This is a genomic window from Shewanella avicenniae, assembly GCF_017354945.1.
GTDB lineage: Bacteria > Pseudomonadota > Gammaproteobacteria > Enterobacterales > Shewanellaceae > Shewanella > Shewanella avicenniae.
Map to the genome: position 1 here is coordinate 1975354 of NZ_CP071503.1, position 25302 is coordinate 2000655.

The window sequence follows — 25302 nt, forward strand, 5'->3', positions numbered from 1 at the left end:
TTATCGAATTCTTTGGGCAGATAATGCGCTACAAAATCGAATAATTCAACGATTAGCTAACGCTTTGTGATGAAAAAATCAGCGATTCAAAATTGGCATTGTGTTGATAATGAAGGGGAATATTCACCATGGTTGAATTGGCGAATAAACTGCTGAATACCGCCATCGGGCCAGATATGTTCTACGATAACCCGTAGATCATCTTGTGGCTCATTAACGACTAAGGTGCTAAACACCTTTGCCGCGTCGCAAGTTTCTGTTTCAAGCGTCAGCGCCCGCGCCAATTGGCGCTGAAACAGCTGCGCTAGATATAACGGCCCCGACTCGCTGACGCCGATAAATGTGTAGGGCAGAATATCGGCCTGTGGCCATTCGCTGCCAAATACGTTGGCAAAATCTTGTTGTAGATTGACTGAAAGCTTAGGTCGGTAGAGCGAAAGGGCAGCTATCGCTTTGAGTCGCTCAAACTGGGTTTGGTATTGGGCGAACAAGGCTTCTCTAGTGCCGTTTGGAAATTCAGCGTGAAATTGTTGATTAAGATATTCGTTTAGCCACAGCGTCCCGAGTTGATTGCTATCCTGCTCTGTTTCAAGATTATTAATCAAATAAAACTGACCACTGGCGGCCATCATGCCCACGATTTCGGCAACGGCATGATTCGCTTGCTGTAGTGCCGCAATATTACTGAGTTGGGCGGGAAGGTTTAACCGGGCGATCCCAGTTTGTTGGCCAACGACGGCATAGCGCAACAAAAGCGCCTCTGGACGCCCCTCCGACAGCATCACATCGCCCAAGTAACGTTGTTGGTGCCATAGCCGCAGCCAATTTTCATCAACTGCTTGTAATGTAATGCCTAATCGCTGCAGTTGTCCTGTGAGCTGTTGAATATAGTCCGTGCGAGTTAATGATGAAAATTCAGCTTTAGGTGCAATCTTTAACTGTTGGCCAATGTTCCAAGGGGCAACATTGATTGGCTGAACGATAGCGGCTAAAAAAGCTGCCGCTGAATCAGCAGAGCCTAATAAGGTGTGACTAAACGCAGCATCAACATAATGACTAAAACCTTGGCTGCTCGCTTGTTGCTGCTGGATTTCAGTTAATGTATTGATATCCGCTTTTACATAATCAACCGCGCGCGCTTGATAGGCTTGCCACACTTGCATGCGACAGTTGCTATCAGATTGATTTAACATATATTGCGCAATCGACGACGCTAACGGCTGATGACGTTCAGGGTCACCATCTGTAACGAGGGCGCATTCAGCCAATTCGATAGCGAAATTGGCACTTTTGAGGCGCTGTTTAACCGCTGCTTGCAGCGTGGCTAACTTGAGTTTTTGCTGAGCATCAAACTGTTGTGAACGCAGAAATTGATAGCGTTTGGCAAGCGCGGATAACTGCGGTGAATTTGAAGCAGTCTGCTGTGCAATGAAGGCGGGCATCTGTGGAGCATTGAGCAAGCGATTAATCGCATCGGCAACTGATAATTGGCATTGCAGCAGCCACTCGTTATCATCATTCGACAGCTGAAAGTGTCGATAATACTGCAGCCTATCGGCAAGGTTTTGTAAGCCGATGGTGTTACGTTCAAGTGCGGTGGCACTATTAAAATCAGGCGTGAATTGCTCGCTATAATCCAAACATTGATTCACAAACAAAGACACTGCATCGAGTTGTTCGGCATACGCTTTGGGCAATGTTGCGCCCATGCCAAACCACAGGCATAGGACGAACATTATCAATCTCACTGTGTGCGTATGTCGTCCAATCCCCATTAAGCGTCCTTGTCGGTGTTGTTGGGCTATTTTGTGGCAATAATGGTTGCTCGGCGCGGTGCGGCATGTCCCTCAACGGTCAATTCAGGGTTATTAGGATCAAGAAAATCCACCAAAGATTCATTGCGCATCCAGCCAGTTGAACGTTGTTCATCCAGCGACGTTACGTCCAAGTTAACACAACGCACGTCTTTGAATTCACATTTTTTAAGCCACAGTTCAAGCGCTGCGACCGATGGAATAAACCATACGTTGTTCATTTTGCCGTAGCGATCATTGGGTACCAGCACTGTGGTTTCATCGCCCTCGACCACTAAGGTTTCTAACACCAGTTCCCCGCCGTCACGCAGTTGATCACGCAATTGCAGTAAGTGTTCGATAGGGGATTTACGGTGATAGAGCACGCCCATTGAGAACACAGTGTCAAATGCATCGTATGCCGGTAGTTCTTCAATACCGAGCGGTAATAGATGCACCGGATGATCTTCACCCGCTAGGCGCTTTATCGCTTCGAACTGGCACAAAAATAGTGATGATGGATCAACGCCCACCACAAATTTTGCCCCTTCACCGTACATCCGCCACATGTGATAGCCGCTGCCACAGCCCACATCGAGCACTGTGCGATTTGCTAACGGTGAAATGTGGGGAGACACCCGATCCCATTTCCAATCGGAACGCCACTCAGTATCGATATGGATCCCATGAACATAAAACGGCCCTTTACGCCATGGATGCAGTAGCTGTAATAAGTTCTCTAATTTTTCTTTTGGGCCTTCGGCCAACTGTTCGCCACTACCGATAGTGACTGACGTTTTGAAGTCGATTGTATCGGGCGCGGGGTAGTTAAGTTTGGCGAGTACCTTTTCCCATTTAGGTAAGGCGCCATGCTTGTGCTCGCGTTGCCATGCTGCCAGTTTTGTCGGGAGATGTTCTAACCAACCCTGCAATTGATTTTCGGCAATATCTTTATAAAAACGGGTAAAACTAATCACTTGACCGCCACCATTGAGGCAAAATTAAAACATTGGAACCACACACTGTGATGGCGGAATCCGGCATTTGCGAAGCGTTGTTGATGTATTTCGAGCGTGTCTGTTTTCATCACGTTTTCAATTGCACTGCGTTTTTGGCTGATTTCCAGTTCGCTGTAGCCATTAGCACGTTTGAAATCGAGGTGCTGTTTATCAATAACTTGCTGAATCACATCGTCGCTGAAACGCAACTTCTCTGACAATATTAATGCCCCACCGGGGCGCAACCCTTGATAGATCTTTTTCAGCAGCGCGTCACGATCTTCAGGCGGCAAAAACTGTAGGGTGAAGTTAAGCACCACAAATGAGGCATTTTCAATGTCGATATCGCGAATGTCGGCACAGACCAATTCCACTGGCGTATCGCTCACGTAAGCATTCAGATGTTCACGACAACGTTCAATCATGGCTGCAGAATTATCCACAGCCGTGATACTACAACCGCGCTCAGCAATATGGCGGCGCATGCTCAGGGTTGAAGCACCCAACGAACAGCCTAAGTCATAAAGGCGTGTGTTCGGCTCGGCAAATTGACCGGCAAAATCACCAATACCGGCAACGATTTGCGCGTAGCCAGGCACAGAACGCTTAATCATGTCGCTGAATACACCAGCGACGCGATCATCGAATACGAAGTCAGCGACTTTGTCTAAAGCAGTCGCGTAAATATTGTCTTGGGAAGAATGCATGGATAGGTACTTAAAATCGAAAACCGGCGTATTTTACAAATTTCTATGCCTTAGCAGCAACAAATTCACCACATCGACCTCAATATCGCAGTTTTTACACGATTACTGCTGTTATTTTGAACGCTCATCTTCACTCTGAGAGACAGAACTATGGTCAAATTCAGTAAAGTGTTTGATACTTCACCGTCTAGATTCGCGGGGCTTTGGTAAATGGCATTAATTCAATATAATGCTGCCCCAAAATATATTTTCGTACCGGCGCCATCCGGCAGCAACAAAGGAAAATACGATGCGCAGCCATTATTGTGGGGACGTTAACAAGTCTCACGTTGGACAAGAAGTAACTTTAGTAGGTTGGGTTAACCGTAGCCGTGACTTGGGCGGCGTGGTGTTTTTGGATTTACGTGACCGCGAAGGTCTGATCCAAGTTGTGTATGATCCTGACTTGCCAGAAGTCTTCGACGTTGCCAGCTCACTGCGTAGCGAATTCTGTGTACAGGTAAAAGGCTTAGTACGCGCTCGCCCAGATAGCCAAGTTAATCCAAACATGCGCACTGGCGAAATCGAAGTGTTAGGTACTGCTCTGACGATTATCAACGCCTCTGAGCCACTGCCGCTGAGCATGGATAACTTCCAAAACAACAGTGAAGAGCAACGTCTGAAATATCGTTATCTCGATCTTCGTCGCCCAGAAATGACACAGCGTTTGATTTTCCGCGCTAAAGTGACCAGCGCTGTACGTCGTTATCTGGATAGCAACGGCTTCTTGGATATCGAAACCCCTATTCTAACCAAGGCAACACCAGAAGGTGCGCGTGACTATTTGGTACCTAGCCGTACTTATAAAGGTCACTTCTTCGCCTTGCCACAATCGCCACAGCTGTTCAAACAGTTGCTGATGATGTCAGGTTTTGACCGTTACTATCAGATCGTAAAATGTTTCCGTGACGAAGACTTACGTGCTGACCGTCAACCTGAATTTACTCAGATCGATATCGAAACCTCGTTCATGACCTCAGAGCAGGTGATGGCGAAGACCGAAGAGATGGTACGTGGCCTGTTCCTTGAACTGTTGAATGTCGATTTAGGCGAATTCCCGAAAATGACCTGGGACGAAGCGATGCGTCGTTTCGGCTCAGATAAGCCAGATCTGCGTAACCCGCTTGAGCTGGTCGATGTTGCTGACTTAGTCAAAGACGTCGAGTTTGCGGTATTCCAAGGCCCAGCCAATGATGCCGAAGGTCGTGTTGCTGCTATCAAAGTGCCAAATGGCGCTAGCTTGTCTCGTAAGCAAATCGACGAATACACCAAGTATGTTGGCATCTATGGTGCCAAAGGCTTGGCGTGGATGAAGATTAATGACATCAATGCAGGTTTAGACGGTATTCAGTCACCTGTGCTGAAGTTCTTGAATGAAGAGATCGTTAGCAATATTCTGGCCCGCGTTGAAGCGCAGTCAGGCGACATTATTCTGTTTGGTGCTGACAAAGCCAACGTTGTGGCTGAAGCTATGGGCGCATTGCGCTTGAAGTTGGGTCAAGATTTCGACTTGCTGCAGGGCGAATGGAGACCACTTTGGGTGGTTGACTTCCCAATGTTTGAGAAAGCGGACGGCCGCTGGTATGCCGTTCACCACCCATTTACCGCGCCAAGTACTGTGACTGCAGAAGAGTTAGCTGCTAACCCAGGTACTGCCGTGTCAGACGCTTATGACATGGTATTAAACGGTGTTGAGCTGGGCGGTGGTTCAGTGCGTATCCATAGACAGGATATGCAAGCGACTGTATTTAAAATCTTGGGCATTTCTGATGAAGAAGCTCAAGAGAAGTTTGGCTTCCTATTGGAAGCGTTGCGTTATGGCACACCTCCACATGCAGGTTTGGCCTTCGGGTTAGACCGTATGGTGATGTTGATGACTGGCGCGACATCAATCCGTGATGTAATGGCATTCCCTAAAACAACCACTGCTGCGTGTCCATTGACCGATGCGCCAAGCTTGGCAAATCCACAGCAGCTGATTGAATTGGGTATCGATGTCACTAAAGCAGAAAAAGCTGCTGAAAAATCAGAATAATTTTTGTTTAATTTGAATCAAACCGAGGCATTTGCCTCGGTCTGTTTATCTATCGGGCGACTATTTTCCGATAAAGAGGAGTAAGTTATGGCAGGTCATAGTAAGTGGGCCAACATCAAACACCGTAAAGCTGCGCAAGACGCTAAGCGCGGTAAACTGTTCACCAAATTCATTCGCGAACTGACAGTGTCAGCCCGTGAAGGTGGTTCAGATCCAGATTCAAACCCACGTCTACGCGCTGCCATCGATAAAGCGCTGTCTAACAACATGACCCGTGACACCGTTGATCGCGCAATCAAGCGTGGCGCAGGTGAATTAGATGGGCAAAACTTGGAAACCATTACCTACGAAGGTTATGGTCCAGGCGGTACAGCGGTGCTAGTTGAATGTATGACGGATAACCGTAATCGCACCGTGACAGGTGTGCGTAACGCATTCAATAAATCAGGTGGTAACTTAGGAACTGATGGTTCGGTGGCTTACCTGTTTACCAAGCAAGGTATTATCAGCTACGAAGCGGGCATTAATGAAGATGCCATCATGGAAGTTGCCCTTGAAAGCGGTGCTGATGACGTGCAAGTAAATGATGATGGTTCTATCGATGTTTACACCGAACCAGCAGCGTTTGGTGCGGTAAAAGACGCATTGGACGCAGCCGGATTTGAATCAGTTAACGCTGAAGTCACCATGGTGCCGTCAACCAAAGCGGATCTCGATGAAGAAACTGCAGCGAAATTCCTGCGTTTAATTGATACGTTGGAAGACCACGACGACGTGCAAGAAGTGTATCACAACGCTGAAATCTCTGATGAAGTGATGGACAAGCTGGGCTAAGACTCTATGCCCATCATTTTAGGGATTGACCCTGGCTCGCGGATCACTGGTTATGGTGTGATTCAGTGTCAGGGTCGCCACCAAATTTATCTCGGCAGCGGTTGTATTCGCACCGCTTCCGATGACTTACCGCAACGTCTGCAGCAAATCTTCATGGGTATTAGTGAAATCATTCGCCAATATCAACCCGAGCAGATGGCCATTGAAAAAGTCTTTCTTGCCAAAAACGCCGATTCTGCTTTAAAGCTAGGACAAGCCCGTGGTGCTGCCATTGTCGCAGCGACCAACGCTGGCTTACCGGTATCGGAATACACTGCAACACAAATTAAAAGTGCGGTTGTTGGTACTGGTCGGGCGCAAAAGACCCAAGTGCAGCACATGATTACCCAAATCTTAAAGTTGCCCGGCAAACCGCAAGCTGATGCCGCAGATGCACTGAGTGTGGCAGTATGTCATTATCATACCTGTCAAAGCTTGGTAGCAATGGGCGGTCAAGCCAGTAGCAGAACTTACGGAAGATATCGATGATTGGTCGTTTACAAGGCTTGATTGTTGAAAAACAAGCGCCAGATGTATTAATTGATGTGCACGGTGTTGGCTACGAATTACAGATGCCGCTCACCAGCTTTTATGAGTTGCCTGAGCTGAATCAAGCGGCAACCATCTACACCCATTTTGTGGTGCGTGAAGATGCACAATTGCTTTATGGCTTTATCACGAAGCAAGAGCGCTCGTTGTTTCGCTTGTTGATCAAAGCCAACGGTGTTGGTCCCAAGTTAGCGTTGACGATTTTATCGGGCTTGACCGCCAGTGAGTTTGTCGGCTGTGTTGAACGTGATGATATTGCCACGCTGGTTAAATTGCCTGGCGTTGGTAAGAAAACTGCCGAACGCTTGTTGGTTGAGATGCGTGACAAATTGAAGAGCTTGATGGAAGCCTCAAGCGGCAATGAGCGCGAATTTGTGCTGAAATCCAACTTCACCCCAGCGCCAGTTGAGAACACTGCAGAGGAAGATGCCATCGCAGCCTTATTGTCGCTCGGCTATAAACCTGCCCAAGCCAGTAAAGCTGTGTCGAGTGCCTTTGTTGAAGGCATGGATTCAGAAACATTGATTAAAGCCGCGCTAAAATCGATGCTATAGGAAATAGCCATTCATGATAGAAGCAGATCGTCTCATTCAGCCGCACAGTAATCCTCAAGATGAATTGATTGACCGCGCGATGCGGCCAAAATTGCTTGATGAATACACGGGCCAAAATGAAGCGCGCGAGCAATTAAAAGTTTTTATTCAAGCCGCCAAAAATCGAAACGAAGCGTTAGACCACATGTTGATCTACGGTCCGCCTGGATTGGGTAAAACTACCTTGGCGATGATTGTGGCCAATGAAATGGGGGTGAATATTAAATCCACCTCTGGTCCGGTACTTGAGAAAGCAGGGGACTTGGCCGCCTTGTTAACTAACCTTGAAGCCGGTGATGTGCTGTTTATTGATGAGATCCATCGCCTGAGTCCGGTAGTTGAAGAGATCCTCTATCCGGCAATGGAAGACTACCAGCTCGATATCATGATTGGTGAAGGCCCTGCGGCGCGTTCAATCAAATTGGATATTCCGCCGTTCACTCTCGTAGGGGCTACCACGCGCGCCGGAGCGTTAACCTCGCCATTACGCGCGCGTTTTGGTATTCCGCTGCGGCTAGAATTTTATAATGTCGATGATTTGAGCACTATTGTGGCGCGCTCTGCGGCTATGCTCGAGTTGCCGCTTGACGAGTTGGGCGCCCGTGAAATTGCGCGACGTTCGCGGGGTACGCCGCGTATAGCTAATCGTTTATTACGCCGAGTGCGTGACTATGCCGAAGTGAAGCACGATGGACGTGTAACTCAACACGTCGCACAACAAGCTTTAGACATGCTCGATGTCGATGGTGAGGGCTTCGATTACATGGACCGCAAACTTCTGTTGGCGATTATTGATAAGTTTATGGGCGGCCCAGTCGGTTTAGATAATTTAGCGGCGGCGATTGGTGAAGAGCGGGAAACAATCGAGGACGTGTTAGAGCCGTTTTTGATTCAACAAGGCTTTATCCAACGCACACCGCGAGGCCGAATTGCCACCGATAGAGCCTATCGTCATTTTGAGATGGTCAAACCAGAATGATGACTATCGAAGCCAACTAGTTAAGCGCTACGTGATAAAAAAAGCAGCTCGATTGGTGAGCTGCTTTTTTGTATCCGGTCATCGAATAATTAATGCGATGGTTTGTGATGACCGTGTGGCAGGATCAGGTTCATCAGGATCGCCACAATACCGCACAAGCTGATACCTGACAGACTAAACTCACCGATACCAAATGCCATACCGCCGATACCGAATACCAAGGTAACCCCCACAATTGCCAGATTACGTGGTTCGTTCAGATCAACTTGTGCCTTAATCATTGAGTTCAAGCCGACAGCGGCAATTGAACCGAACAATAGACACATGATGCCGCCCATCACTGGCACAGGAATGGTTTGCAGTGCCGCACCCAACTTGCCCACGAAGGCCAACACAATGGCGCATACCGCAGCCCAAGTCATCACTACTGGGTTGAAGTTTTTGGTCAGAGTTACTGCACCGGTTACTTCAGAGTAAGTAGTGTTTGGTGGTCCACCAAAGGCGGTTGCCGCGATAGTGGCTAAACCGTCACCCGCTAAGGTGCGGTGTAGGCCAGGCTTTTTAAAGAAGTCTTTACCCGTCACGTTTGAAATTGCCACGATATCGCCAATATGCTCAACGGCAGGAGCGATAGCTACGGGGATCATGTAGGCAATTGCGTACCAGTTAAACTCTGGCGCAACGAAATCTGGAATCGCGAACCAAGCCGCTTCGGTGATTTTATCGAAGCTGACGATGCCCATAAATAGACTCAGGATGTAACCCACAAGGATACCTGAAACGATAGGCATCAATTTCAGTAAACCTTTGGCAAAGATGGCGACCGCAATGGTTGTCACCAGTGAAATGATCGATATCCAAATAGCGGCTTGTTGTTCAACGATTACGATTGAACCGTCACCGCTTTTCCCTAGAGCCATATTGACTGCCGTAGGTGCAAGACCAAGACCGATGATAATAATCACTGGCCCCACGACGACCGGTGGTAGCAGCTTCTTAATAAAATCGGAACCGCGTAGTTTAATTACAGTCGCCAGCACTAGATACACACAGCCGGCAGCGATCAAACCGCCCATCGTTGATGCAATACCCCAATGTTGAACACCAAAAGTGATCGGTGCAATAAAGGCGAATGATGATGCCAAAAATACAGGTACTTCACGTTTGGTACAGACTTGAAAGATCAAGGTACCAATACCTGCGGTAAATAGGGCGACACTGGCGTTTAGTCCCGTCAGTAACGGTACCAATACCAACGCGCCGAAGGCGACGAATAACATCTGTGCGCCTTGCAGTGGAAGGGTTAGGTTTTTCATTGTTTTGCCCATGTTGATAAAATCCGGCATATGCTACCAGCAAGCGCATTAGCGTTCAGAAATATTTTGAAGATTTAGCTCAAATTTTTACCAATTCATGTGGTTTTATTACAGTAACTGAGCAAGTGATTCTTGAGCCGTGTTTGATAGATTTGCTAAGGCGATATCTGTGGTACACTTGCGCCAACTCCATCGTAGGCAGCTAGGCAAGTATGCTCAAACAGATATCAGGGATTATTGTCGCATTAGGCGTTCTGTGTTCAATGTTTCAGGCGAATGCCGTCGAGATTGCTAAGCTCGATCAATCGAGTGCAATTGTAGACTCTCGTTCCGATGCCGATCGCAATCAAGCACTGCGACAAGCACTATTTAACGTGCTGCAGCTCAACTCTGGTGCCAAAGCGCTGAAAGACAATCCCCAAATTGCCGCTATCATGGGAGATGCTTCTGCGCTCGTGGTGCAATATTCCTACGATAAGACAGAGGCGGGTTTACAACTCAACGCTACCTTTGACCATGACAAAATCATCAAATTATTGCGAGACGCAGGCTTACCCGTGTGGGGCAAGCAGCGCCCGTTAACCTTAGTTTGGTTAGCCTCTGATATCAGTGGGGAATCGCAACTGATTGCCGATGCTGCGGAGTCAACTGAACGCAATGATTTTTCAAAGGCGTCAACCGCGCGTGGTATTCCGTTGGTGTTGCCGCTGCTGGATTTAGACGACTTGATGGCGGTTAGTGTTAACGATGTAAGAGGCATGTTTGCTAATACAGTTGCCAAAGCATCGTTGCGTTACCAGGCTGACTATTTTGCACTCGCGTCAATCCAAACAGTGGCTGATCAATCGATTCAATTTGAAGTAGCTTTGTATTCAAAGGCTGCAGCGAATAATCCGTATGCACCCGCTTTGGCCACTCGCAGTGGCACAGTCGCATCGCGCGAAGAGGCTATTGGTGAAATCATGCTTTCACTATCGGATTATTTCGTATCGCAATATGCGGTGACCGATTCTGGCTTGGCCGATGTCGCTGAAATTGAGTTTAGTGGCATTCATGCAATGCGGCAGTTAGTAGCTATTGATGGGTTTTTCAGCCAACTCACGGTGGTGAAGCAATTTAGCGTGAAATCGATAAAAGCAGATCGCGTACGTTATCAACTACAACTTATTGGTAGTCGTGATGATTTAGCCAACGTGCTGCGACTCGAACCGCGGATGAGCCCATTGACGACGAATGAATCTTTGCCAGTTGCCACAGGTACTGCAGAGAGTGACGCGCACTTGGTGGGTCGATACCGTTGGGCAGAACAATAATTTTGCTGTTTAGTAATACCGTAAATTTTTAAAGTAAGTGGGATCCATCGATTGAGTCATAGCAATCCAATACAGCTGTCTTTGCCAGTTTATCTTCCAGATGACGAAACGTTTGAAAGTTATTATCCCGCAGCAGGTAACGACGAATTAATAAAAGCGCTTGGTGGCGCAGCAGAAGGACAAAAGCAACAGTCTTTGTATCTTTGGGGGCCAGAAAAATCAGGCCGTACCCATCTGTTACATGCTGCGTGCGCCCATGCCAATGAGCTGAGTCGCAGTAATTTCTACGTGCCATTAAGTATCCATGCCAGTATTTCGCCAGCACTGTTAGAGCGATTAGAGCAGTTAGATTTGGTGTGTATTGACGATGTGGATGCGATCGCTGGGCATCCACTATGGGAAGAAGCCTTATTTGATCTCTACAACCGTGTGGCAGAGCAGGGCAATTGTGCCCTGATTGTTGCGGGACGAAACGCGCCAGCTGACGCCGGTTTTAGCTTGCCGGATTTGGTCTCTCGCATGCAGTGGGGACTGAGTTACCAACTAAACCCAATGGCCGATGAGGAAAAACTAGCCGCACTGCAACGCCGTGCTGCGATGCGTGGTTTGCAACTGCCGGAAGATAGTGGAAAGTTCTTATTAAGTCGTTTAGCGCGGGATTTACGCACCTTATTTGATGTGCTCGACAAGCTCGATAAGGCTTCAATGGTGCATCAACGGAAACTGACGATTCCTTTTATCAAAGAGATTTTGCGACTTTAGTCTAGCGCCTGAATGCGACAATATTTTTTGTTTGTGAATCACATGGAAAATAAATTGCTGAATCGCTAATTTGTTCAGCGATCGATAGCGTTTTTTGAGCTTGATCTATGTCGATAATCACAGGAATGATATAACTGTCGCATTAAAGCCCTACCTCCTACATAACAGGATACCGTGATGATATTTACCAACGTCGCTGCTGCTCCAGCAGATCCTATCTTAGGCTTAACCGAAGCCTTTAAAAAAGACCCTCGTGAAGACAAAGTGAACCTTGGTGTTGGTGTTTACAAAACCGACGAAGGACTGACGCCTGTATTAAAGTCAGTAAAACTTGCAGAAGAAAAATTGCTGAAAGAAGAAAGTAGTAAAAATTATCTCGGCATTGAGGGTGTACAGCTTTATAACAAAGTTGTTCAGGAACTGTTGTTTGGTACTGACAGTGCCATTATTAGCGCGGGGCGTGCGTTTACTGCGCAAGCACCTGGTGGTACAGGTTCCTTGCGTGTGGCGGCTGAATTTTTGGTTAACAACACTGACAGCAAAGTGATTTGGGTAAGTAATCCAACGTGGGCCAACCACAAAAATATCTTCGAAGCAGCAGGGCTGACCATTAAAGAATATCGTTACTATGATGCAGCCACTCAAGGGTTAGATTTCAGCGCAATGGTTGACGATCTCAACACTGCAGCAGCAGGTGATTTAGTATTGCTGCACGGTTGTTGCCACAACCCATCTGGTATTGATCCTACTGTTGAACAATGGCAGGCGATTGCAGAATTGGTTGCAGCCAAAGGCTTGGTGCCACTGTTTGACTTTGCTTATCAAGGTTTTGGTGATGGTGTGGAAGAAGACGCTATCGGTTTACGTACTGTGGCCGCTGCAGTGCCTGAATTCTTAGTCGCGAACTCATTTTCTAAAAACTTTGGCTTGTACAACGAACGTATTGGTGCGGTGACCATCGTTGCTAAAGACCAAGCGGAAGGTGAGAAAGCGTTTAGCCAAGTCAAACGTACTATTCGTGCCAACTACTCGAATCCGCCAGCACATGGTGCCTTGATTGTGAGTACTATTCTGAGCAATCCTGAATTAAGAGCCCTTTGGGAAAATGAAGTAACAGAAATGCGTGAACGTATCGCGAAAATGCGCCAGTTGTTTGTTGAAACACTGGCTGCAGAAGGTGTCCAGCAAGACTTTTCGTTCATTTCTGGTCAAAAAGGGATGTTCAGCTTCTCCGGTTTGAATAAGCAGCAAGTTGAACAACTTAAGAACGAATTTGGCATTTATATTGTCGGTTCTGGCCGAATCAGCGTTGCCGGTATGACCACCACAAACGTACCGGTGATCTGTAAAGCGATTGCTAAAATTATTTGATTAATCAGATAAATAATTTCAAAAAGGCCGCGTTTGCGGCCTTTTTTGTGGGCGGTAACGGCATCGCACAAGGGACAAATTTTGTGATTTGAGACGGCTAGCTTATAATTCGCGGTTAACAGAGTTCAGTTGTTAATGTTAGGGGGCTGTTTGAGAACAGGCAGAGTGGGTTCATCTGTGTTAGCGGTCGCCGTGGTGATCCTAGCGGTTATTGCATTACGTGTGATTTTTATTCCGCTAAATGAGTCCGATTCACAAAGCGCACCACTGGTTAAGAAGAACCAATTAGGTGTTAATCTTATTCCAGATTTTGCTGCAATGGACGATGTCGATGCCAAGAAGAAGGCATTTTTCGAGTTCCTACGTCCTGCAGTGCGTAAACAAAACCGCATTATTTTAAGTGAACGCAAATTTTTGCTCTCGGTGCAATCGCATCTTGCTAACGGCTTAATGCTCGATAATGCCGAGGTGTACCGAGTGCAATCGATCGCGGAAAAATATGAATATAGCATTCGTAATATCGATGACTCAGCGGTTAAAAGCTTGCTAAGTCGGGTGGATGTGATTCCTGAACCTATGGTGCTGATCCAAGCAGCCAATGAATCAGGGTGGGGGAGCTCTCGTTTTGCCAAAGAAGGATTTAACTTTTTTGGTCAATGGTGTTTTACAGAGGGCTGTGGCCTAGTACCGCAACAGCGTGGTGATGGTCAGGTGCATGAGGTGAAAGTATTTGCCAGTGTTGATGAATCGATTGCCTCATACATGAATAACCTAAATTCGAATGCAGCTTACAGGTTGTTTCGCTCAATTCGCGCTGATATGCGGGCGCAAGCGCAGCCGCTGACGGCTGAGAAATTGATCTACGGCTTAGTGAATTATTCTGAACGGCAAGAAGCCTATATCGACGAATTGCTCGATATGCTGCGTCACAACGAAGAGTTTTTTGATATGCCGACCAGCTCACCGCAAACGACAACTGCTCTCAACAGTTGAATCTCTGTACAGTCAGGCGATGAAATATAGATGTAAAAAAGCCCGATAATCTCGGGCTTTTTCTTTTTAAACCATCAGTTATGCAGAAGTTTAGGCTTTATCTAAGAAGCGTTCCGCATCAAGCGCTGCCATACAACCAGTACCGGCAGAGGTAATGGCTTGGCGATAATGTTGGTCCATCACGTCGCCTGCTGCAAAGACACCTTCTACGCTGGTTTGGGTCGCATTACCATGCAGGCCGCTGTTAACTTTGAGATAACCGTTGTTCATCTCAAGCTGACCCGCAAAAATGTCGGTGTTAGGGCTGTGACCAATCGCCACGAACACGCCGGCAACCGCCAGTTCAGTGATGCTGCTATCTTTGGTGCTTTTGATTTTGGCACCAGTCACACCCATATCGTCACCAACCACTTCTTCCAAGGTGCTATCTAAGTGCAGCACGATGTTGCCGTTTGCGACTTTATCCATCAGACGGTCAATGAGAATTTTCTCAGAGCGGAAGTTATCACGACGGTGAATCACATGAACTTCAGCGGCAATATTCGATAGATAAAGTGCTTCTTCAACAGCGGTATTACCACCACCGATCACTGCAACTTTCTGATTACGATAAAAGAAACCGTCACATGTCGCGCATGCTGATACACCACGGCCTTTAAATGCATCTTCAGAAGGTAATCCGAGATATTTGGCAGATGCGCCAGTACAGATGATCAAGGCATCACAGGTATAAACGCCGTTGTCACCTTTAAGCGTGAACGGGCGATTTGATAATTCCACTTCGTTGATGTGATCAAAAATGATCTCGGTATTGAACTTCTCAGCATGTTTTTGCATGCGATCCATCAACAACGGCCCCGTTAACTCATCAGCATCGCCCGGCCAGTTTTCAACTTCAGTTGTTGTCGTTAATTGGCCACCTTGCTGCATGCCAGTGATCAACACAGGATTAAGGTTCGCCCGCGCAGCATAAACTGCTGCAGTATATCCGGCAGGGCCTGAACCTAAGATCAGTAACTGGCAATGTTTGGATTCGCTCATTTGAATCTCCGTCCGTTCATTAAGTGGCATGGATTTTAGGTAATTTATTGCTGTGGGTAAAGCAAGGTGCACGGATTATTGAAGATTGTGCTAATCGAAAAAAGGAGCCAATGGCTCCTTTTTTAATCAGTACAGAAGTAGTCGCAATTACAGCACAGCGGCTACTGGGGTATATTCCAATCCGTGAGCTTCTGCCACTTCTTTACAGGTCAATTTACCGTGCATCACGTTCAGACCATTCAGCAAGTGTTTATCTTGGGTAAGTGCTTCTTTGTAGCCAAGTTTAGCCAGCTTCAGAATGTATGGCAGGGTGGCGTTGTTCAGAGCGAAGGTTGAGGTGCGCGCTACGGCCCCAGGCATGTTGGCCACACAGTAGTGCACCACGTCGTCAACGATATAAGTTGGGTCTTGGTGTGTTGTTGCTTTTGAGGTTGCAACGCAACCGCCTTGGTCGATGGCAACGTCAACAATTGCACTGCCAGGCTTCATCGCAGCGATCATTTCGCGTGTCACGAGTTTTGGGGCTGCAGCACCTGGGATCAGCACGCCGCCAATCACCAAATCTGCTTCCAGAACGTGCTTTTCAATCGCATCGGCAGTGGAATACACGGCTTTTACACTTGAACCGAACTGCACGTTCAAACGACGTAAAACATCAATCGAACGGTCAAGTACGGTAACATCTGCACCCATGCCTACTGCGATTTGCGCAGCGTTAGTGCCGACCATACCACCACCAATGATGACAACTTTGGCTGGTTCAACGCCCGGTACACCACCTAACAGCATGCCACGGCCACCATGAGATTTTTCTAGCGCCATAGCACCGGCTTGAATTGACATGCGACCAGCAACTTCAGACATAGGGGCGAGTAGGGGCAGGCCGCCTTTATCATCAGTTACGGTTTCGTATGCAATACACACAGCGCCGCTGTTAATCAAATCTTCGGTTTGAGGCAAATCTGGCGCCAAATGAAGATAAGTAAATAAAATCTGGTCATGCTTGAGCATGGCACGTTCGACTGCTTGAGGCTCTTTTACCTTTACAATCATCTCTGCGATATCGAAAACTTCAGCTGCAGTAGCTAGGATCTGCGCACCTGCGTCAACATAATCCTGATCGGCAAAGCCGATGCCACTACCGGCATTCTGTTCGACAAAAACCTCGTGACCTTGTAGTGTCAATTCTTTCACTGCAGAAGGTACCATGCCAACACGATATTCGTGGTTTTTAATCTCTTTTGGAACACCAATCTTCATAGTAGAGCCTCAATTGTAAACCCGTCTGTCGGGAGTAGGATATTTGTTATAATTAACTGCTGGGCTAAAAAAGTCAGCGGGATTTAGTATATTATTGAATCAGCAGATTATCTTGCTGAAGTTTACACATACGCAACATTAAATATCGTTTTACCGATATAACCAGGTTAAAAAAATGGCCGAAATAAAAAAGAGCACTATTAAAGACTTGGATAGAATCGACCGTAATATTCTTAACGAATTGCAAAATGACGGACGAATTTCCAATGTCGAGTTGTCAAAAAGGGTAGGACTCAGTCCAACGCCTTGTTTAGAGCGTGTAAAACGTTTGGAGAAGCAAGGTTATATCAAAGGTTATAACGCTCAAGTAAATCCCCAATTGCTGGGCGCGTCATTGCTAATTTTTATCGAAATCACCCTGAGCCGTGATACGCCAGATGTGTTCGATAAATTCAATCGCGCGGTGCAATTGCTAGATACTATTCAGGAGTGTCATTTGGTATCCGGGGATTTCGACTACTTGCTGAAAACGCGAGTAGAGGATATGTCAGCCTATCGTAAGCTACTTGGTGAAACCTTGTTAAAGCTTCCTTCGGTTTCTGATACGCGTACTTATGTGGTCATGGAAGAAGTTAAACAAAGTAGTCGAATCTATATCGATTGCTAATTTTTCACCCAAGTTGTCTTTGGTCTGGACTCACCAAAGACAACTTTATTTCTGTTCAATTTCCCTTCAACTTCAAAAAGCTATGCTATGTTGCGCAATATGCGGAGCAGCACTGCACTTTAGCTAAGTTTCTGGTATCTTAGCTGCATTTCACTACTCATTGATGGATACCGGTTTGTCTCAGGGAAATAGCATCAAAACTTTGTCGGGATTACAGCGATTGCAGGAGATTGGATTGATTGCCTGTGCGGTGATCGCTGTCTACATCTTGTTATCACTGGGCAGTTTCAATCCATCCGATCCGGGATGGAGTCAGTCACAATTTTCTGGTGAGATCAAAAACCTCACTGGCGCTGTCGGCGCATGGACTGCTGATGTGCTGTTCTATTTCTTGGGCTACACCGCTTATTGTATTCCGCTTGTCGTGGTTGCCACGGGGTGGTTGCTGTTTCGCCGTAGTTATCAGTTCGATAAAGTCGATTATTTTTCTGTTGGATTAAGAATCATAGGTTTTCTGTTGCTAATGACCAGTTTGGCAGCGTTAGCCTCGATGAATGCTGATGATATCTATGAGTTTTCTGCCGGCGGCGTTACCGGTGACGTGGTTTGGCAAGCAATGCTGCCTTATTTCAATCAGTTGGGCACAACGCTGTTGTTGCTATGTTTTGTTTGTGCGGGCTTCACTCTGATGACCGGCATTAGCATGATCGCCTTGGTTGAGTCTGTGGGCTTCGCTACCTTTTGGTGTGTGAAGAAATTGGTGGAATTACCGAAATCTTTCGGTACCCCACAAGAGTCAAGTGACACTCAGGGCTTTATGAACGTTGTTGAGAAGTTTAAACAACGTCGTGATAGTGAACAAGACGACGAGCCTAGGGCGATGCAAACGGCGGCTCTAGAGCCTGATGAGCTGGATGATGACGGACAAGAACCAAAATCTGGAATTCTGTCTCGCTTTGTGCGTAAAGGGAAAGTCGCTACCGCTGAGGTCGAAACGACGCTGACGACGGCAGAACGTGTTGAGCCTGTTATCCATCTCAGCGCTCAATATCCTGATGACGAGGATGCGGATGACATTGACCGACCCGATGACGCATTTGGCCAATCACACTCAAGTGGCGTATTACCCCTTAAACAACGGCAACTACAGGCGCAAAAGGCGAGGGTAGAAAATGGCATTATCGTGATTCCCGGCGAAGAGCCGATTGTTAGGCAAAAGCCACAAAATCCGCTGCCAAGTATCGACTTGCTCAATGTGCCAAATCGCAAGGAAAACCCGATTAGCGCTGATGAACTGCAGCAAATTGCCCGTTTGGTTGAAGTCAAATTGGCTGACTTTGGCATTACCGCCAATGTGGTTGGTGTGTATCCTGGTCCGGTTATCACCCGTTTTGAACTGGAGTTGGCACCGGGCGTTAAGGCATCGAAGATCTCTAATCTGTCGAAAGACCTAGCACGTTCATTGTTGGCCGAAAGTGTGCGGGTGGTAGAAGTTATCCCCGGTAAAGCTTATGTCGGTATTGAGTTACCAAACAAATTCCGCGAAACCGTATTTTTGCGCGACGTGCTTGATTGCCAAGCCTTTACCGAAAACAAATCCAACCTCACTATGGTGCTTGGCCAAGATATTGCCGGTGAACCTGTGGTAGTCGACCTCGCTAAAATGCCTCACTTATTGGTGGCCGGTACCACTGGTTCAGGTAAGTCAGTTGGGGTGAACGTCATGATCACCAGTTTGCTGTATAAATCATCTCCCGATGATGTGCGCTTTATCATGATCGACCCAAAAATGCTGGAATTATCTGTATATGAAGGCATTCCGCATCTGCTCTGTGAAGTTGTGACCGATATGAAGGAAGCGTCCAATGCATTGCGTTGGTGCGTGGGTGAGATGGAGCGTCGTTACAAGTTGATGTCAATGCTCGGCGTGCGTAACCTTAAAGGCTATAACGCTAAAATTGAGAAAGCAAAAGAAGCGGGTGAAGTGATTTATGATCCGTTATGGCGCGCTGAAACCAGTATGGAAGATGAAGCGGCCGCGTTGGATAAGCTGCCATCAATCGTTGTCGTAGTGGACGAATTTGCCGATATGATGATGATCGTCGGCAAAAAAGTTGAAGAGCTAATTGCTCGTATCGCTCAAAAAGCCCGTGCTGCTGGCATCCACTTGATTCTAGCAACCCAACGGCCATCAGTTGATGTGATTACTGGTTTGATTAAAGCCAACATTCCTACGCGTATTGCGTTCCAAGTGTCATCACGAATTGATTCTCGCACCATTCTTGATCAGCAGGGGGCAGAAACCTTGTTAGGTATGGGCGACATGCTGTATTTGCCGCCTGGCACCAGTGTGCCTATTCGCGTACACGGCGCATTCATTGATGACGATGAAGTTCACGCGGTTGTTAACGACTGGCATGCGCGCGGTAAACCGCAATACATCGATGAAATTCTTAATGGTTCATCTGAAGGTGAACAAGTGCTGTTGCCGGGTGAAGCGGCAGAAGGCGGCGATGACGACTACGACGAGTTATATGATGAAGCGGTTGCTTTTGTCACCGAAACTCGCCGCGGCTCGATTTCAAGCGTACAGCGTAAATTCAAAATCGGTTATAACCGTGCGGCACGTATCATCGAAATGATGGAGATGCAAGGCATCGTTAGCACGCAAGGCCATAACGGGAACCGCGAGGTGTTAGCTCCACCTCCGCCAAGGTCATAAAGCAAAGAGGTATTAATGACGAAATTTTCTGTATTGGCGTTAGCGTTGGTTGCAGCGTCTGCTGCGGCAACTCCTGCTACAGAGTTACAAGCCAAGTTGGATGTAAATCCAGCATTTTCCGCTACGTTTCAACAAACGGTAACCGACGCAAACAACAAAGTGATTCAATCTGGCACTGGCACGTTAGCGCTTGCCCAGCCAAACCGGTTTTACTGGCATTTAGCTGAGCCTGATGAATCGTTAATAGTGGCGGACGGCCAAGATGTATGGATTTATAACCCATTTGCAGAAGAAGCCACAGTGCTGACGCTCGATCAGGCGATTGCCACTTCACCAATGACGCTATTAGTACATCGTGACGCGGCATCTTGGCAACAATTTGATATCACAGAAAAATCGGGCTGTTTCACCATAGCGCCCAAGGCAACTGATAGCGGTGTGCAGCAAGTGTCGGTTTGTTTTAATGGCCAACAGCTGACTGAAATTTCGTTAAATGATAATCAAAGTAATATCAGCCGTTTTCGATTAACTGAACAGCATGCGATAGCGGCGGATGATGGGTTGTTCAACTTTGTTGCGCCAGAAGGTATCTCGATTGACGATCAGCGCCACGGTGCCCAGTAGTTATGGACAGTTTAGGATTCGATTTCTCGCCAGATTTCCGTCCGCTTGCCGCGCGAATGCGGCCGCGGGATCTGAATGAGTATATTGGTCAAGGACATCTGCTGGGTGACGGTCAACCACTGCGCAAAGCGTTGGAAGCAGGCAAAGCGCATTCCATGATGTTTTGGGGGCCGCCCGGTACCGGTAAAACGACGCTGGCGGAATTAATTGCCCACTACGCCAATGCCCATGTAGAAAGGATTTCCGCTGTCACCTCGGGTGTCAAAGAGATCCGCGCTGCGATTGAACATGCTAAAAATATCGCCCAATCTCGTGGCCAACGCACGCTGTTATTTGTCGATGAAGTGCATCGTTTCAACAAAAGCCAACAAGATGCATTTTTGCCGTTTATTGAAGACGGCACGGTCATTTTTGTCGGCGCGACCACCGAAAACCCATCCTTTGAAATCAACAACGCGTTGCTAAGTCGTGTCAGAGTTTACTTGATTAAGCGTCTAGCCGATGTTGAAATCCGCCAAATTGTGTTGCAAGCCTTAAATGATACGGAACGCGGCTTAGGGCAGCAGCAGTTACAAATGCCAGACGAGGTGCTGCAACAACTGGCGGATATCGTTGAAGGTGATGCTCGCCGCGCATTAAACTTGCTCGAACTGATGGCCGATATGTTGCCTCCTCATGGTGAGTTTACCAAGGAGATGCTGACGCAAGTCTCTGGCGAACAGTTAGCCGGTTTTGATAAAAATGGCGATCAATATTACGACTTAATATCGGCAGTGCATAAATCGATTCGCGGTTCTGCGCCCGATGCAGCTTTATATTGGTATAGCCGCATGCTGGAAGGCGGCTGCGATCCGCTTTACGTCGCGCGGCGGTTGTTAGCCATTGCATCTGAAGATGTGGGGAATGCCGACCCTACAGCGATGACTGTAGCGCTTAACGCTTGGGATTGTTTCCATCGGGTTGGGCCTGCTGAAGGGGAACGCGCAATTGCCCAAGCCATTGTCTATCTCGCTGTCGCGCCTAAAAGCAATGCGGTCTACGAAGCCTATGCAGCTGCGCGACAACTGGCACGTGAAACGGGTAACGAACCTGTGCCGATGCATTTACGTAATGCACCGACTAAGTTATTGGCATCGATTGGTGCTGGTGAAGACTATCGTTATGCCCACAATGAAGCGCACGCCTATGCGGCAGGTGAAAACTATTTTCCGGAAAGCTTAAAAAATAGTCGTTTTTATCATCCAACCAATCGGGGCTTTGAAAAGCGGATGCAGGAGAAATTGAAACTGCTACAGCAAATGGATGCGTTAAGTGAGAGGAAACGCTATGAATAATCTGGCATTGATCGCCTTAGGTGGTGCAGGCGGTGCAGTTTTGCGCTATTCAATCTCGATATTTATGATCCAGCTATTTGGCACAAGTTTTCCTTTTGGTACACTGGCGGTTAATGTACTTGGCTCTTTTTTGCTGGGCGCGATTTCTGCGTTGGCGCAGTTGAGCCATATCAGCCCAGAAGTGAAAGCGCTGTTTGGTGTTGGCTTTATGGGCGCACTAACCACTTTCTCAACTTTTTCGAATGAAACCTTATTACTCATCCAGGCTGGAGAGTTGTTTAAGGCAAGTTTAAATGTGGCGTTGAATCTAGGTATTTGCTTATTGATGGTGTACCTAGGGCAACAATTGATTCTTTCACGCGTATAACGAATAAAGATTAAAAAATGTTAGATCCTAAATATCTGCGTAATGAACTAGCAACCACTGCGGAACGTTTGGCGACCCGCGGTTATATTCTTGATGTATCTAAGCTCACCAAGTTAGAAGAGCAACGTAAAGCCTTGCAGGTAGAAACTGAAGAGCTGCAAGCAAGTCGCAATTCGATTTCTAAGTCGATTGGCCAAGCAAAATCGCGCGGTGAAGATGTTGCCCCAATCATGGCGCAGGTGGGCGATTTGGGTGAGAAACTTCAAGCTAAGCAAGTTGAATTAGCGCAACTGCAGGCTGAAATACAAGCGGTTGCCTTGAGCACGCCTAACTTGCCTGATGAATCAGTACCCGTTGGCCGTGATGAAAACGAAAACGTTGAAGTTCGTCGTTGGGGAACACCACGTGAGTTCGACTTTACGATAAAAGATCACGTTGATTTAGGCGAGGGCGTTAAAGGCTTAGATTTCAAAAGTGCCGTTAAGCTGACAGGCTCACGTTTCATTGTGATGCAAGGTCAAATCGCGCGAATGCATCGTGCCTTGGCGCAATTTATGCTGGATCTGCACACATCTGAACACGGCTACACCGAGGCCTACGTTCCGTTGTTGGTTAATGACGATAGCTTGTATGGAACAGGGCAATTGCCGAAATTCTCTGAAGATCTGTTCCACACTAAGCCTGCGACAGAAGAAGCTCAAAGCCTGCACTTGATCCCAACCGCTGAAGTGCCGTTAACTAACTTGGCGCGTGACATGATTTTTGATGAAGCAGAATTGCCAATCAAATTGACAGCTCACACACCATGCTTCCGCAGTGAAGCGGGTTCTTACGGTAAAGATACCCGTGGCCTGATCCGTCAACACCAATTTGACAAAGTGGAACTGGTGCAATTGGTTAAGCCAGAAGACTCAATGGCAGCGCTGGAGCAATTAACTGCCCATGCAGAAACCGTATTGCAAAAACTGGGCTTACCATACCGTGTTGTGTCGCTGTGTACTGGTGATATGGGCTTTAGTGCAGCAAAAACCTACGACATTGAAGTATGGTTGCCGGCGCAAAATACTTACCGCGAAATATCTTCATGTTCCAACATGAAGGACTTCCAAGCGCGTCGTATGCAAGCACGTTACCGTGCAGTTAACGATAAAAAACCAAGCTTAATCCACACCTTGAATGGTTCGGGTTTGGCGGTTGGTCGCACCTTGGTTGCGGTCATAGAGAACTATCAGAATGCTGATGGCAGCATCAGCGTACCTGAAGTGCTAAAACCCTATATGGGGGGAGTTGAGAAGATCGGATAAGGAAGTCATGAATGGACAATGACAGTAGTCGATATTTAAAAAAGTTATCCTACGCCGTAGTTGTTGTGCTGTTTTTAGTGATGATCTTTGGCACGCTCGGCAAAGCAGCAGTTTTGGTGTTTGAGCACTTAAACTGACAGTGAACAAAAGTAAAAACGCCCCAAATTTGGGGGCGTTTTTTTATAAGAACGGAATGCTAGTGCACCGAATGGCAAATAGCTAAGCATTGATGACTAGACGTTAATGCCTAGATGTTGATGATTAAGCCACTTAAATACACTTTGCAGGTTTAGGTAAGCCAGCAATTTTGGTCGCTTGCTTTGCTGGCCCAATTGGGAACAGCTTATAAAGATACTTCGAGTTACCTTTATCTTCGCCGAGCTTTTGTCCCATGGCTTTGACCAATGCACGGATCGCCGGGCTAGTTTTGTACTCCAGATAAAAATCTCGTACAAAATGAATCACTTCCCAATGTGCATCGGTTAATTCAATCTCTTCTCTTGCTGCAATCACTGGCGCCAATTCTGGTTGCCAATCATTAACATCCAGCAGATAACCTTGTGCGTCAGTTTCGATTTGACGCCCATTAAAGTCGATACTATTTACCACGAAATTACCTTGTCACTTTTTAACGTCAATTGTACAAATTCAGCGTAATCCAACGTCGGATAGCCAGCGAGCTTTGCTGCCAAGCCTAAAGCTTCACAATCTTGATCCAACACATACACAGTATATTGTGCTAGTTGCGTTTGCACTGCCGGATTGAGCAAACCATACAAAGCTTCACTACTTAGCAACAGGCAGTCTTCATCAGCAATAAGCGGCAACGCAGCTGTGAAAGCGTTGTCGCTGCTCAGCGATGTTTGAAAATGATGCAGAATCAAAACACTAATACCTCATCAACGGATTGCAGGTGTTGCTGTATGGTCGCAGCAGTGCTGACGGTGGCTGGGTAGAGCAGATCCGCTGGGGTTAACGAGAACTTGGCCATTGCTTCCTCAGCAACCAATACCGGTTCAATATCGTAAAAATCCACCGCTTTAAAACTGGCAATATAATCTTTGTTGCCGATAAGCTCTGGCTGCTGCGCTGCCAGCAGATTAAAAATACCTTCATCTAAAAAGATCAGGCTGACCTGCTGATCTAAATTTGCCGCCAACAGGGCAAACTCAAGGCCTTCGCGAGCTTTACCGTTTCGATGTGGCGCGCTGCGAAATATCACGGCGATATGCTTCATTAAAACCTCACCAATCGATGTGACTTAGTGATACCCGCCACCAGTTCAACCAGTCCACCGGCGTGAAATAAGTCACTTTGATTCGCGCTTAAGCCAAGCTCGCTTGCTTCCACGTCACTCAGCACACCACGTCGACTCGCCGCTGTTGTACAGTTAATCAGGGGGATTTCATGTTGTGCGGCAAACTGTTGCCAATGCAGTTTGATGTCGGTTTCATCACTGACAACTTGCAGCAAGCTGTTCGCATGGCTGATGCCATCGCCTGAAAAAAAGATGCTATGAATTGTGTGCCCTTGCGCTAACGCTGATTCAGCAAACTGAATCGCTTTTAAGCCGTTTGCAGGCGTTATTGCTGATGATGAAAGCAGAATAATAAAACTAGGCATAGACAATAGGCATAAAAAAATGGCCCTCAATAATGAGCG

Annotated in this window: 26 protein-coding genes; 16 read left to right on the forward strand and 10 right to left on the reverse strand. The window is 47.1% G+C overall.

Annotation, left to right across the window (positions count from 1 at the left end):
* Positions 1-86: 86 nt before the first annotated feature.
* The 3 genes from JYB87_RS08745 to cmoA all read right to left on the reverse strand — a co-directional run bounded on the left by JYB87_RS08745 (position 87) and on the right by cmoA (position 3498).
* Positions 87-1736: a hypothetical protein gene (locus JYB87_RS08745; RefSeq protein WP_207356454.1), complete on the reverse strand. Its 1650-nt coding sequence runs from the start codon at positions 1734-1736 to the stop codon at positions 87-89.
* A gap of 65 nt (positions 1737-1801) precedes the next feature.
* Positions 1802-2770, reverse strand: coding sequence for a tRNA 5-methoxyuridine(34)/uridine 5-oxyacetic acid(34) synthase CmoB (gene cmoB, locus JYB87_RS08750; RefSeq protein WP_207356455.1), 969 nt, complete (start codon positions 2768-2770; stop codon positions 1802-1804).
* The gene (gene cmoA / locus JYB87_RS08755; RefSeq protein WP_207356456.1) at positions 2767-3498 is read right to left on the reverse strand and encodes a carboxy-S-adenosyl-L-methionine synthase CmoA; all 732 of its coding nucleotides are present in this window, start codon (positions 3496-3498) and stop codon (positions 2767-2769) included. The genes cmoB and cmoA overlap by 4 nt, the downstream gene beginning before the upstream one ends.
* A 289-nt stretch (positions 3499-3787) precedes the next feature.
* Here cmoA and aspS point away from each other — a divergent pair, with 289 nt between their 5' ends.
* The 5 genes from aspS (at position 3788) to ruvB (ending at position 8566) form a co-directional block, all read left to right on the forward strand.
* On the forward strand, positions 3788-5572 hold the full coding sequence (gene aspS / locus JYB87_RS08760; protein ID WP_207356457.1) for an aspartate--tRNA ligase: 1785 nt from the start codon (positions 3788-3790) through the stop codon (positions 5570-5572).
* Positions 5573-5659: 87 nt separating this feature from the next.
* Complete coding sequence (locus tag JYB87_RS08765; RefSeq protein ID WP_207356458.1) at positions 5660-6406, forward strand: YebC/PmpR family DNA-binding transcriptional regulator; 747 nt, start codon at positions 5660-5662, stop codon at positions 6404-6406.
* Between the two features lie 6 nt (positions 6407-6412).
* Positions 6413-6934, forward strand: coding sequence for a crossover junction endodeoxyribonuclease RuvC (ruvC, locus tag JYB87_RS08770; RefSeq protein WP_207356459.1), 522 nt, complete (start codon positions 6413-6415; stop codon positions 6932-6934).
* On the forward strand, positions 6931-7548 hold the full coding sequence (ruvA, locus tag JYB87_RS08775) for a Holliday junction branch migration protein RuvA (protein ID WP_207356460.1): 618 nt from the start codon (positions 6931-6933) through the stop codon (positions 7546-7548). Before ruvC ends, ruvA begins: the two co-directional genes overlap by 4 nt.
* A gap of 13 nt (positions 7549-7561) precedes the next feature.
* Positions 7562-8566 (forward strand): Holliday junction branch migration DNA helicase RuvB, encoded by a 1005-nt coding sequence (ruvB, locus tag JYB87_RS08780; protein WP_207356461.1) that lies wholly within the window; start codon positions 7562-7564, stop codon positions 8564-8566.
* 89 nt (positions 8567-8655) lie between these two features.
* Here the strand turns inward: ruvB and JYB87_RS08785 are convergent, their stop codons facing one another.
* On the reverse strand, positions 8656-9882 hold the full coding sequence (locus JYB87_RS08785; RefSeq protein ID WP_207356462.1) for a uracil-xanthine permease family protein: 1227 nt from the start codon (positions 9880-9882) through the stop codon (positions 8656-8658).
* A gap of 212 nt (positions 9883-10094) precedes the next feature.
* Here JYB87_RS08785 and JYB87_RS08790 point away from each other — a divergent pair, with 212 nt between their 5' ends.
* The 4 genes from JYB87_RS08790 (at position 10095) to JYB87_RS08805 (ending at position 14321) form a co-directional block, all read left to right on the forward strand.
* A complete protein-coding gene (locus tag JYB87_RS08790; protein ID WP_207356463.1) occupies positions 10095-11195 on the forward strand; it encodes a DUF2066 domain-containing protein in 1101 nt (366 codons plus the stop codon).
* A gap of 51 nt (positions 11196-11246) precedes the next feature.
* The gene (gene hda / locus JYB87_RS08795) at positions 11247-11957 is read left to right on the forward strand and encodes a DnaA inactivator Hda (protein ID WP_207356464.1); all 711 of its coding nucleotides are present in this window, start codon (positions 11247-11249) and stop codon (positions 11955-11957) included.
* Between the two features lie 177 nt (positions 11958-12134).
* Entirely contained in the window at positions 12135-13328 is a 1194-nt protein-coding gene (locus JYB87_RS08800; RefSeq protein WP_207356465.1) for an amino acid aminotransferase, read from the forward strand.
* A 150-nt stretch (positions 13329-13478) separates the two neighbouring features.
* Complete coding sequence (locus JYB87_RS08805) at positions 13479-14321, forward strand: glucosaminidase domain-containing protein (protein WP_207356466.1); 843 nt, start codon at positions 13479-13481, stop codon at positions 14319-14321.
* Positions 14322-14411: 90 nt separating this feature from the next.
* On the opposite strand, the gene trxB is transcribed toward JYB87_RS08805, so the two are convergent.
* Complete coding sequence (gene trxB / locus JYB87_RS08810; protein ID WP_207356467.1) at positions 14412-15362, reverse strand: thioredoxin-disulfide reductase; 951 nt, start codon at positions 15360-15362, stop codon at positions 14412-14414.
* A gap of 147 nt (positions 15363-15509) precedes the next feature.
* Entirely contained in the window at positions 15510-16622 is a 1113-nt protein-coding gene (gene ald, locus JYB87_RS08815) for an alanine dehydrogenase (protein ID WP_207356468.1), read from the reverse strand.
* 175 nt (positions 16623-16797) lie between these two features.
* Between ald and lrp the strand changes: the two genes are divergently transcribed.
* The 7 genes from lrp (at position 16798) to JYB87_RS18790 (ending at position 23777) form a co-directional block, all read left to right on the forward strand.
* Positions 16798-17289 (forward strand): leucine-responsive transcriptional regulator Lrp, encoded by a 492-nt coding sequence (lrp, locus tag JYB87_RS08820; RefSeq protein ID WP_207356469.1) that lies wholly within the window; start codon positions 16798-16800, stop codon positions 17287-17289.
* 175 nt (positions 17290-17464) lie between these two features.
* On the forward strand, positions 17465-20011 hold the full coding sequence (locus JYB87_RS08825) for a DNA translocase FtsK (RefSeq protein ID WP_228729979.1): 2547 nt from the start codon (positions 17465-17467) through the stop codon (positions 20009-20011).
* A gap of 15 nt (positions 20012-20026) precedes the next feature.
* Entirely contained in the window at positions 20027-20635 is a 609-nt protein-coding gene (gene lolA, locus JYB87_RS08830) for an outer membrane lipoprotein chaperone LolA (protein ID WP_207356471.1), read from the forward strand.
* 2 nt (positions 20636-20637) lie between these two features.
* Positions 20638-21969: a replication-associated recombination protein A gene (locus JYB87_RS08835; RefSeq protein WP_207356472.1), complete on the forward strand. Its 1332-nt coding sequence runs from the start codon at positions 20638-20640 to the stop codon at positions 21967-21969.
* Positions 21962-22336, forward strand: a complete 375-nt coding sequence (gene crcB, locus JYB87_RS08840) for a fluoride efflux transporter CrcB (protein ID WP_207356473.1) — start codon at positions 21962-21964, stop codon at positions 22334-22336. The genes JYB87_RS08835 and crcB overlap by 8 nt, the downstream gene beginning before the upstream one ends.
* A gap of 17 nt (positions 22337-22353) precedes the next feature.
* Entirely contained in the window at positions 22354-23640 is a 1287-nt protein-coding gene (gene serS / locus JYB87_RS08845; protein ID WP_207356474.1) for a serine--tRNA ligase, read from the forward strand.
* Between the two features lie 11 nt (positions 23641-23651).
* Positions 23652-23777 (forward strand): hypothetical protein, encoded by a 126-nt coding sequence (locus tag JYB87_RS18790; RefSeq protein WP_267459564.1) that lies wholly within the window; start codon positions 23652-23654, stop codon positions 23775-23777.
* A 133-nt stretch (positions 23778-23910) separates the two neighbouring features.
* On the opposite strand, the gene JYB87_RS08850 is transcribed toward JYB87_RS18790, so the two are convergent.
* Genes JYB87_RS08850 through tusD form a run of 4 tightly spaced genes read right to left on the reverse strand, consistent with a single transcriptional unit; the run spans position 23911 to position 25263 of the window.
* On the reverse strand, positions 23911-24249 hold the full coding sequence (locus JYB87_RS08850) for a TusE/DsrC/DsvC family sulfur relay protein (RefSeq protein ID WP_207356475.1): 339 nt from the start codon (positions 24247-24249) through the stop codon (positions 23911-23913).
* Positions 24243-24524 (reverse strand): sulfurtransferase complex subunit TusB, encoded by a 282-nt coding sequence (tusB, locus tag JYB87_RS08855; RefSeq protein ID WP_207356476.1) that lies wholly within the window; start codon positions 24522-24524, stop codon positions 24243-24245. Before tusB ends, JYB87_RS08850 begins: the two co-directional genes overlap by 7 nt.
* Positions 24521-24877: a sulfurtransferase complex subunit TusC gene (gene tusC / locus JYB87_RS08860; protein WP_207356477.1), complete on the reverse strand. Its 357-nt coding sequence runs from the start codon at positions 24875-24877 to the stop codon at positions 24521-24523. The genes tusB and tusC overlap by 4 nt, the downstream gene beginning before the upstream one ends.
* Positions 24877-25263 carry a sulfurtransferase complex subunit TusD gene (gene tusD, locus JYB87_RS08865; RefSeq protein WP_207356478.1) on the reverse strand — a complete coding sequence of 129 codons (387 nt, stop codon included), beginning with the start codon at positions 25261-25263 and terminating at the stop codon, positions 24877-24879. Before tusD ends, tusC begins: the two co-directional genes overlap by 1 nt.
* Positions 25264-25302 lie beyond the last annotated feature (39 nt).

What these genes read in the sequence shown, in the direction of transcription:
- lrp (WP_207356469.1), top strand. Translation starts at nt 16,798, where the DNA reads ATGGCCGAAATAAAAAAGAGCACTATTAAAGACTTGGATAGAATCGAC.
- JYB87_RS08790 (WP_207356463.1), top strand. Translation starts at nt 10,095, where the DNA reads ATGCTCAAACAGATATCAGGGATTATTGTCGCATTAGGCGTTCTGTGT.
- JYB87_RS08835 (WP_207356472.1), top strand. Translation starts at nt 20,638, where the DNA reads ATGGACAGTTTAGGATTCGATTTCTCGCCAGATTTCCGTCCGCTTGCC.
- cmoA (WP_207356456.1), bottom strand. Translation starts at nt 3,498, where the DNA reads ATGCATTCTTCCCAAGACAATATTTACGCGACTGCTTTAGACAAAGTC.
- trxB (WP_207356467.1), bottom strand. Translation starts at nt 15,362, where the DNA reads ATGAGCGAATCCAAACATTGCCAGTTACTGATCTTAGGTTCAGGCCCT.
- ald (WP_207356468.1), bottom strand. Translation starts at nt 16,622, where the DNA reads ATGAAGATTGGTGTTCCAAAAGAGATTAAAAACCACGAATATCGTGTT.
- ruvB (WP_207356461.1), top strand. Translation starts at nt 7,562, where the DNA reads ATGATAGAAGCAGATCGTCTCATTCAGCCGCACAGTAATCCTCAAGAT.
- JYB87_RS08785 (WP_207356462.1), bottom strand. Translation starts at nt 9,882, where the DNA reads ATGAAAAACCTAACCCTTCCACTGCAAGGCGCACAGATGTTATTCGTC.
- lolA (WP_207356471.1), top strand. Translation starts at nt 20,027, where the DNA reads ATGACGAAATTTTCTGTATTGGCGTTAGCGTTGGTTGCAGCGTCTGCT.
- aspS (WP_207356457.1), top strand. Translation starts at nt 3,788, where the DNA reads ATGCGCAGCCATTATTGTGGGGACGTTAACAAGTCTCACGTTGGACAA.
- ruvA (WP_207356460.1), top strand. Translation starts at nt 6,931, where the DNA reads ATGATTGGTCGTTTACAAGGCTTGATTGTTGAAAAACAAGCGCCAGAT.
- JYB87_RS18790 (WP_267459564.1), top strand. Translation starts at nt 23,652, where the DNA reads ATGGACAATGACAGTAGTCGATATTTAAAAAAGTTATCCTACGCCGTA.
- JYB87_RS08765 (WP_207356458.1), top strand. Translation starts at nt 5,660, where the DNA reads ATGGCAGGTCATAGTAAGTGGGCCAACATCAAACACCGTAAAGCTGCG.
- ruvC (WP_207356459.1), top strand. Translation starts at nt 6,413, where the DNA reads ATGCCCATCATTTTAGGGATTGACCCTGGCTCGCGGATCACTGGTTAT.
- serS (WP_207356474.1), top strand. Translation starts at nt 22,354, where the DNA reads ATGTTAGATCCTAAATATCTGCGTAATGAACTAGCAACCACTGCGGAA.
- JYB87_RS08745 (WP_207356454.1), bottom strand. Translation starts at nt 1,736, where the DNA reads ATGTTCGTCCTATGCCTGTGGTTTGGCATGGGCGCAACATTGCCCAAA.
- tusC (WP_207356477.1), bottom strand. Translation starts at nt 24,877, where the DNA reads ATGAAGCATATCGCCGTGATATTTCGCAGCGCGCCACATCGAAACGGT.
- JYB87_RS08800 (WP_207356465.1), top strand. Translation starts at nt 12,135, where the DNA reads ATGATATTTACCAACGTCGCTGCTGCTCCAGCAGATCCTATCTTAGGC.
- tusD (WP_207356478.1), bottom strand. Translation starts at nt 25,263, where the DNA reads ATGCCTAGTTTTATTATTCTGCTTTCATCATCAGCAATAACGCCTGCA.
- crcB (WP_207356473.1), top strand. Translation starts at nt 21,962, where the DNA reads ATGAATAATCTGGCATTGATCGCCTTAGGTGGTGCAGGCGGTGCAGTT.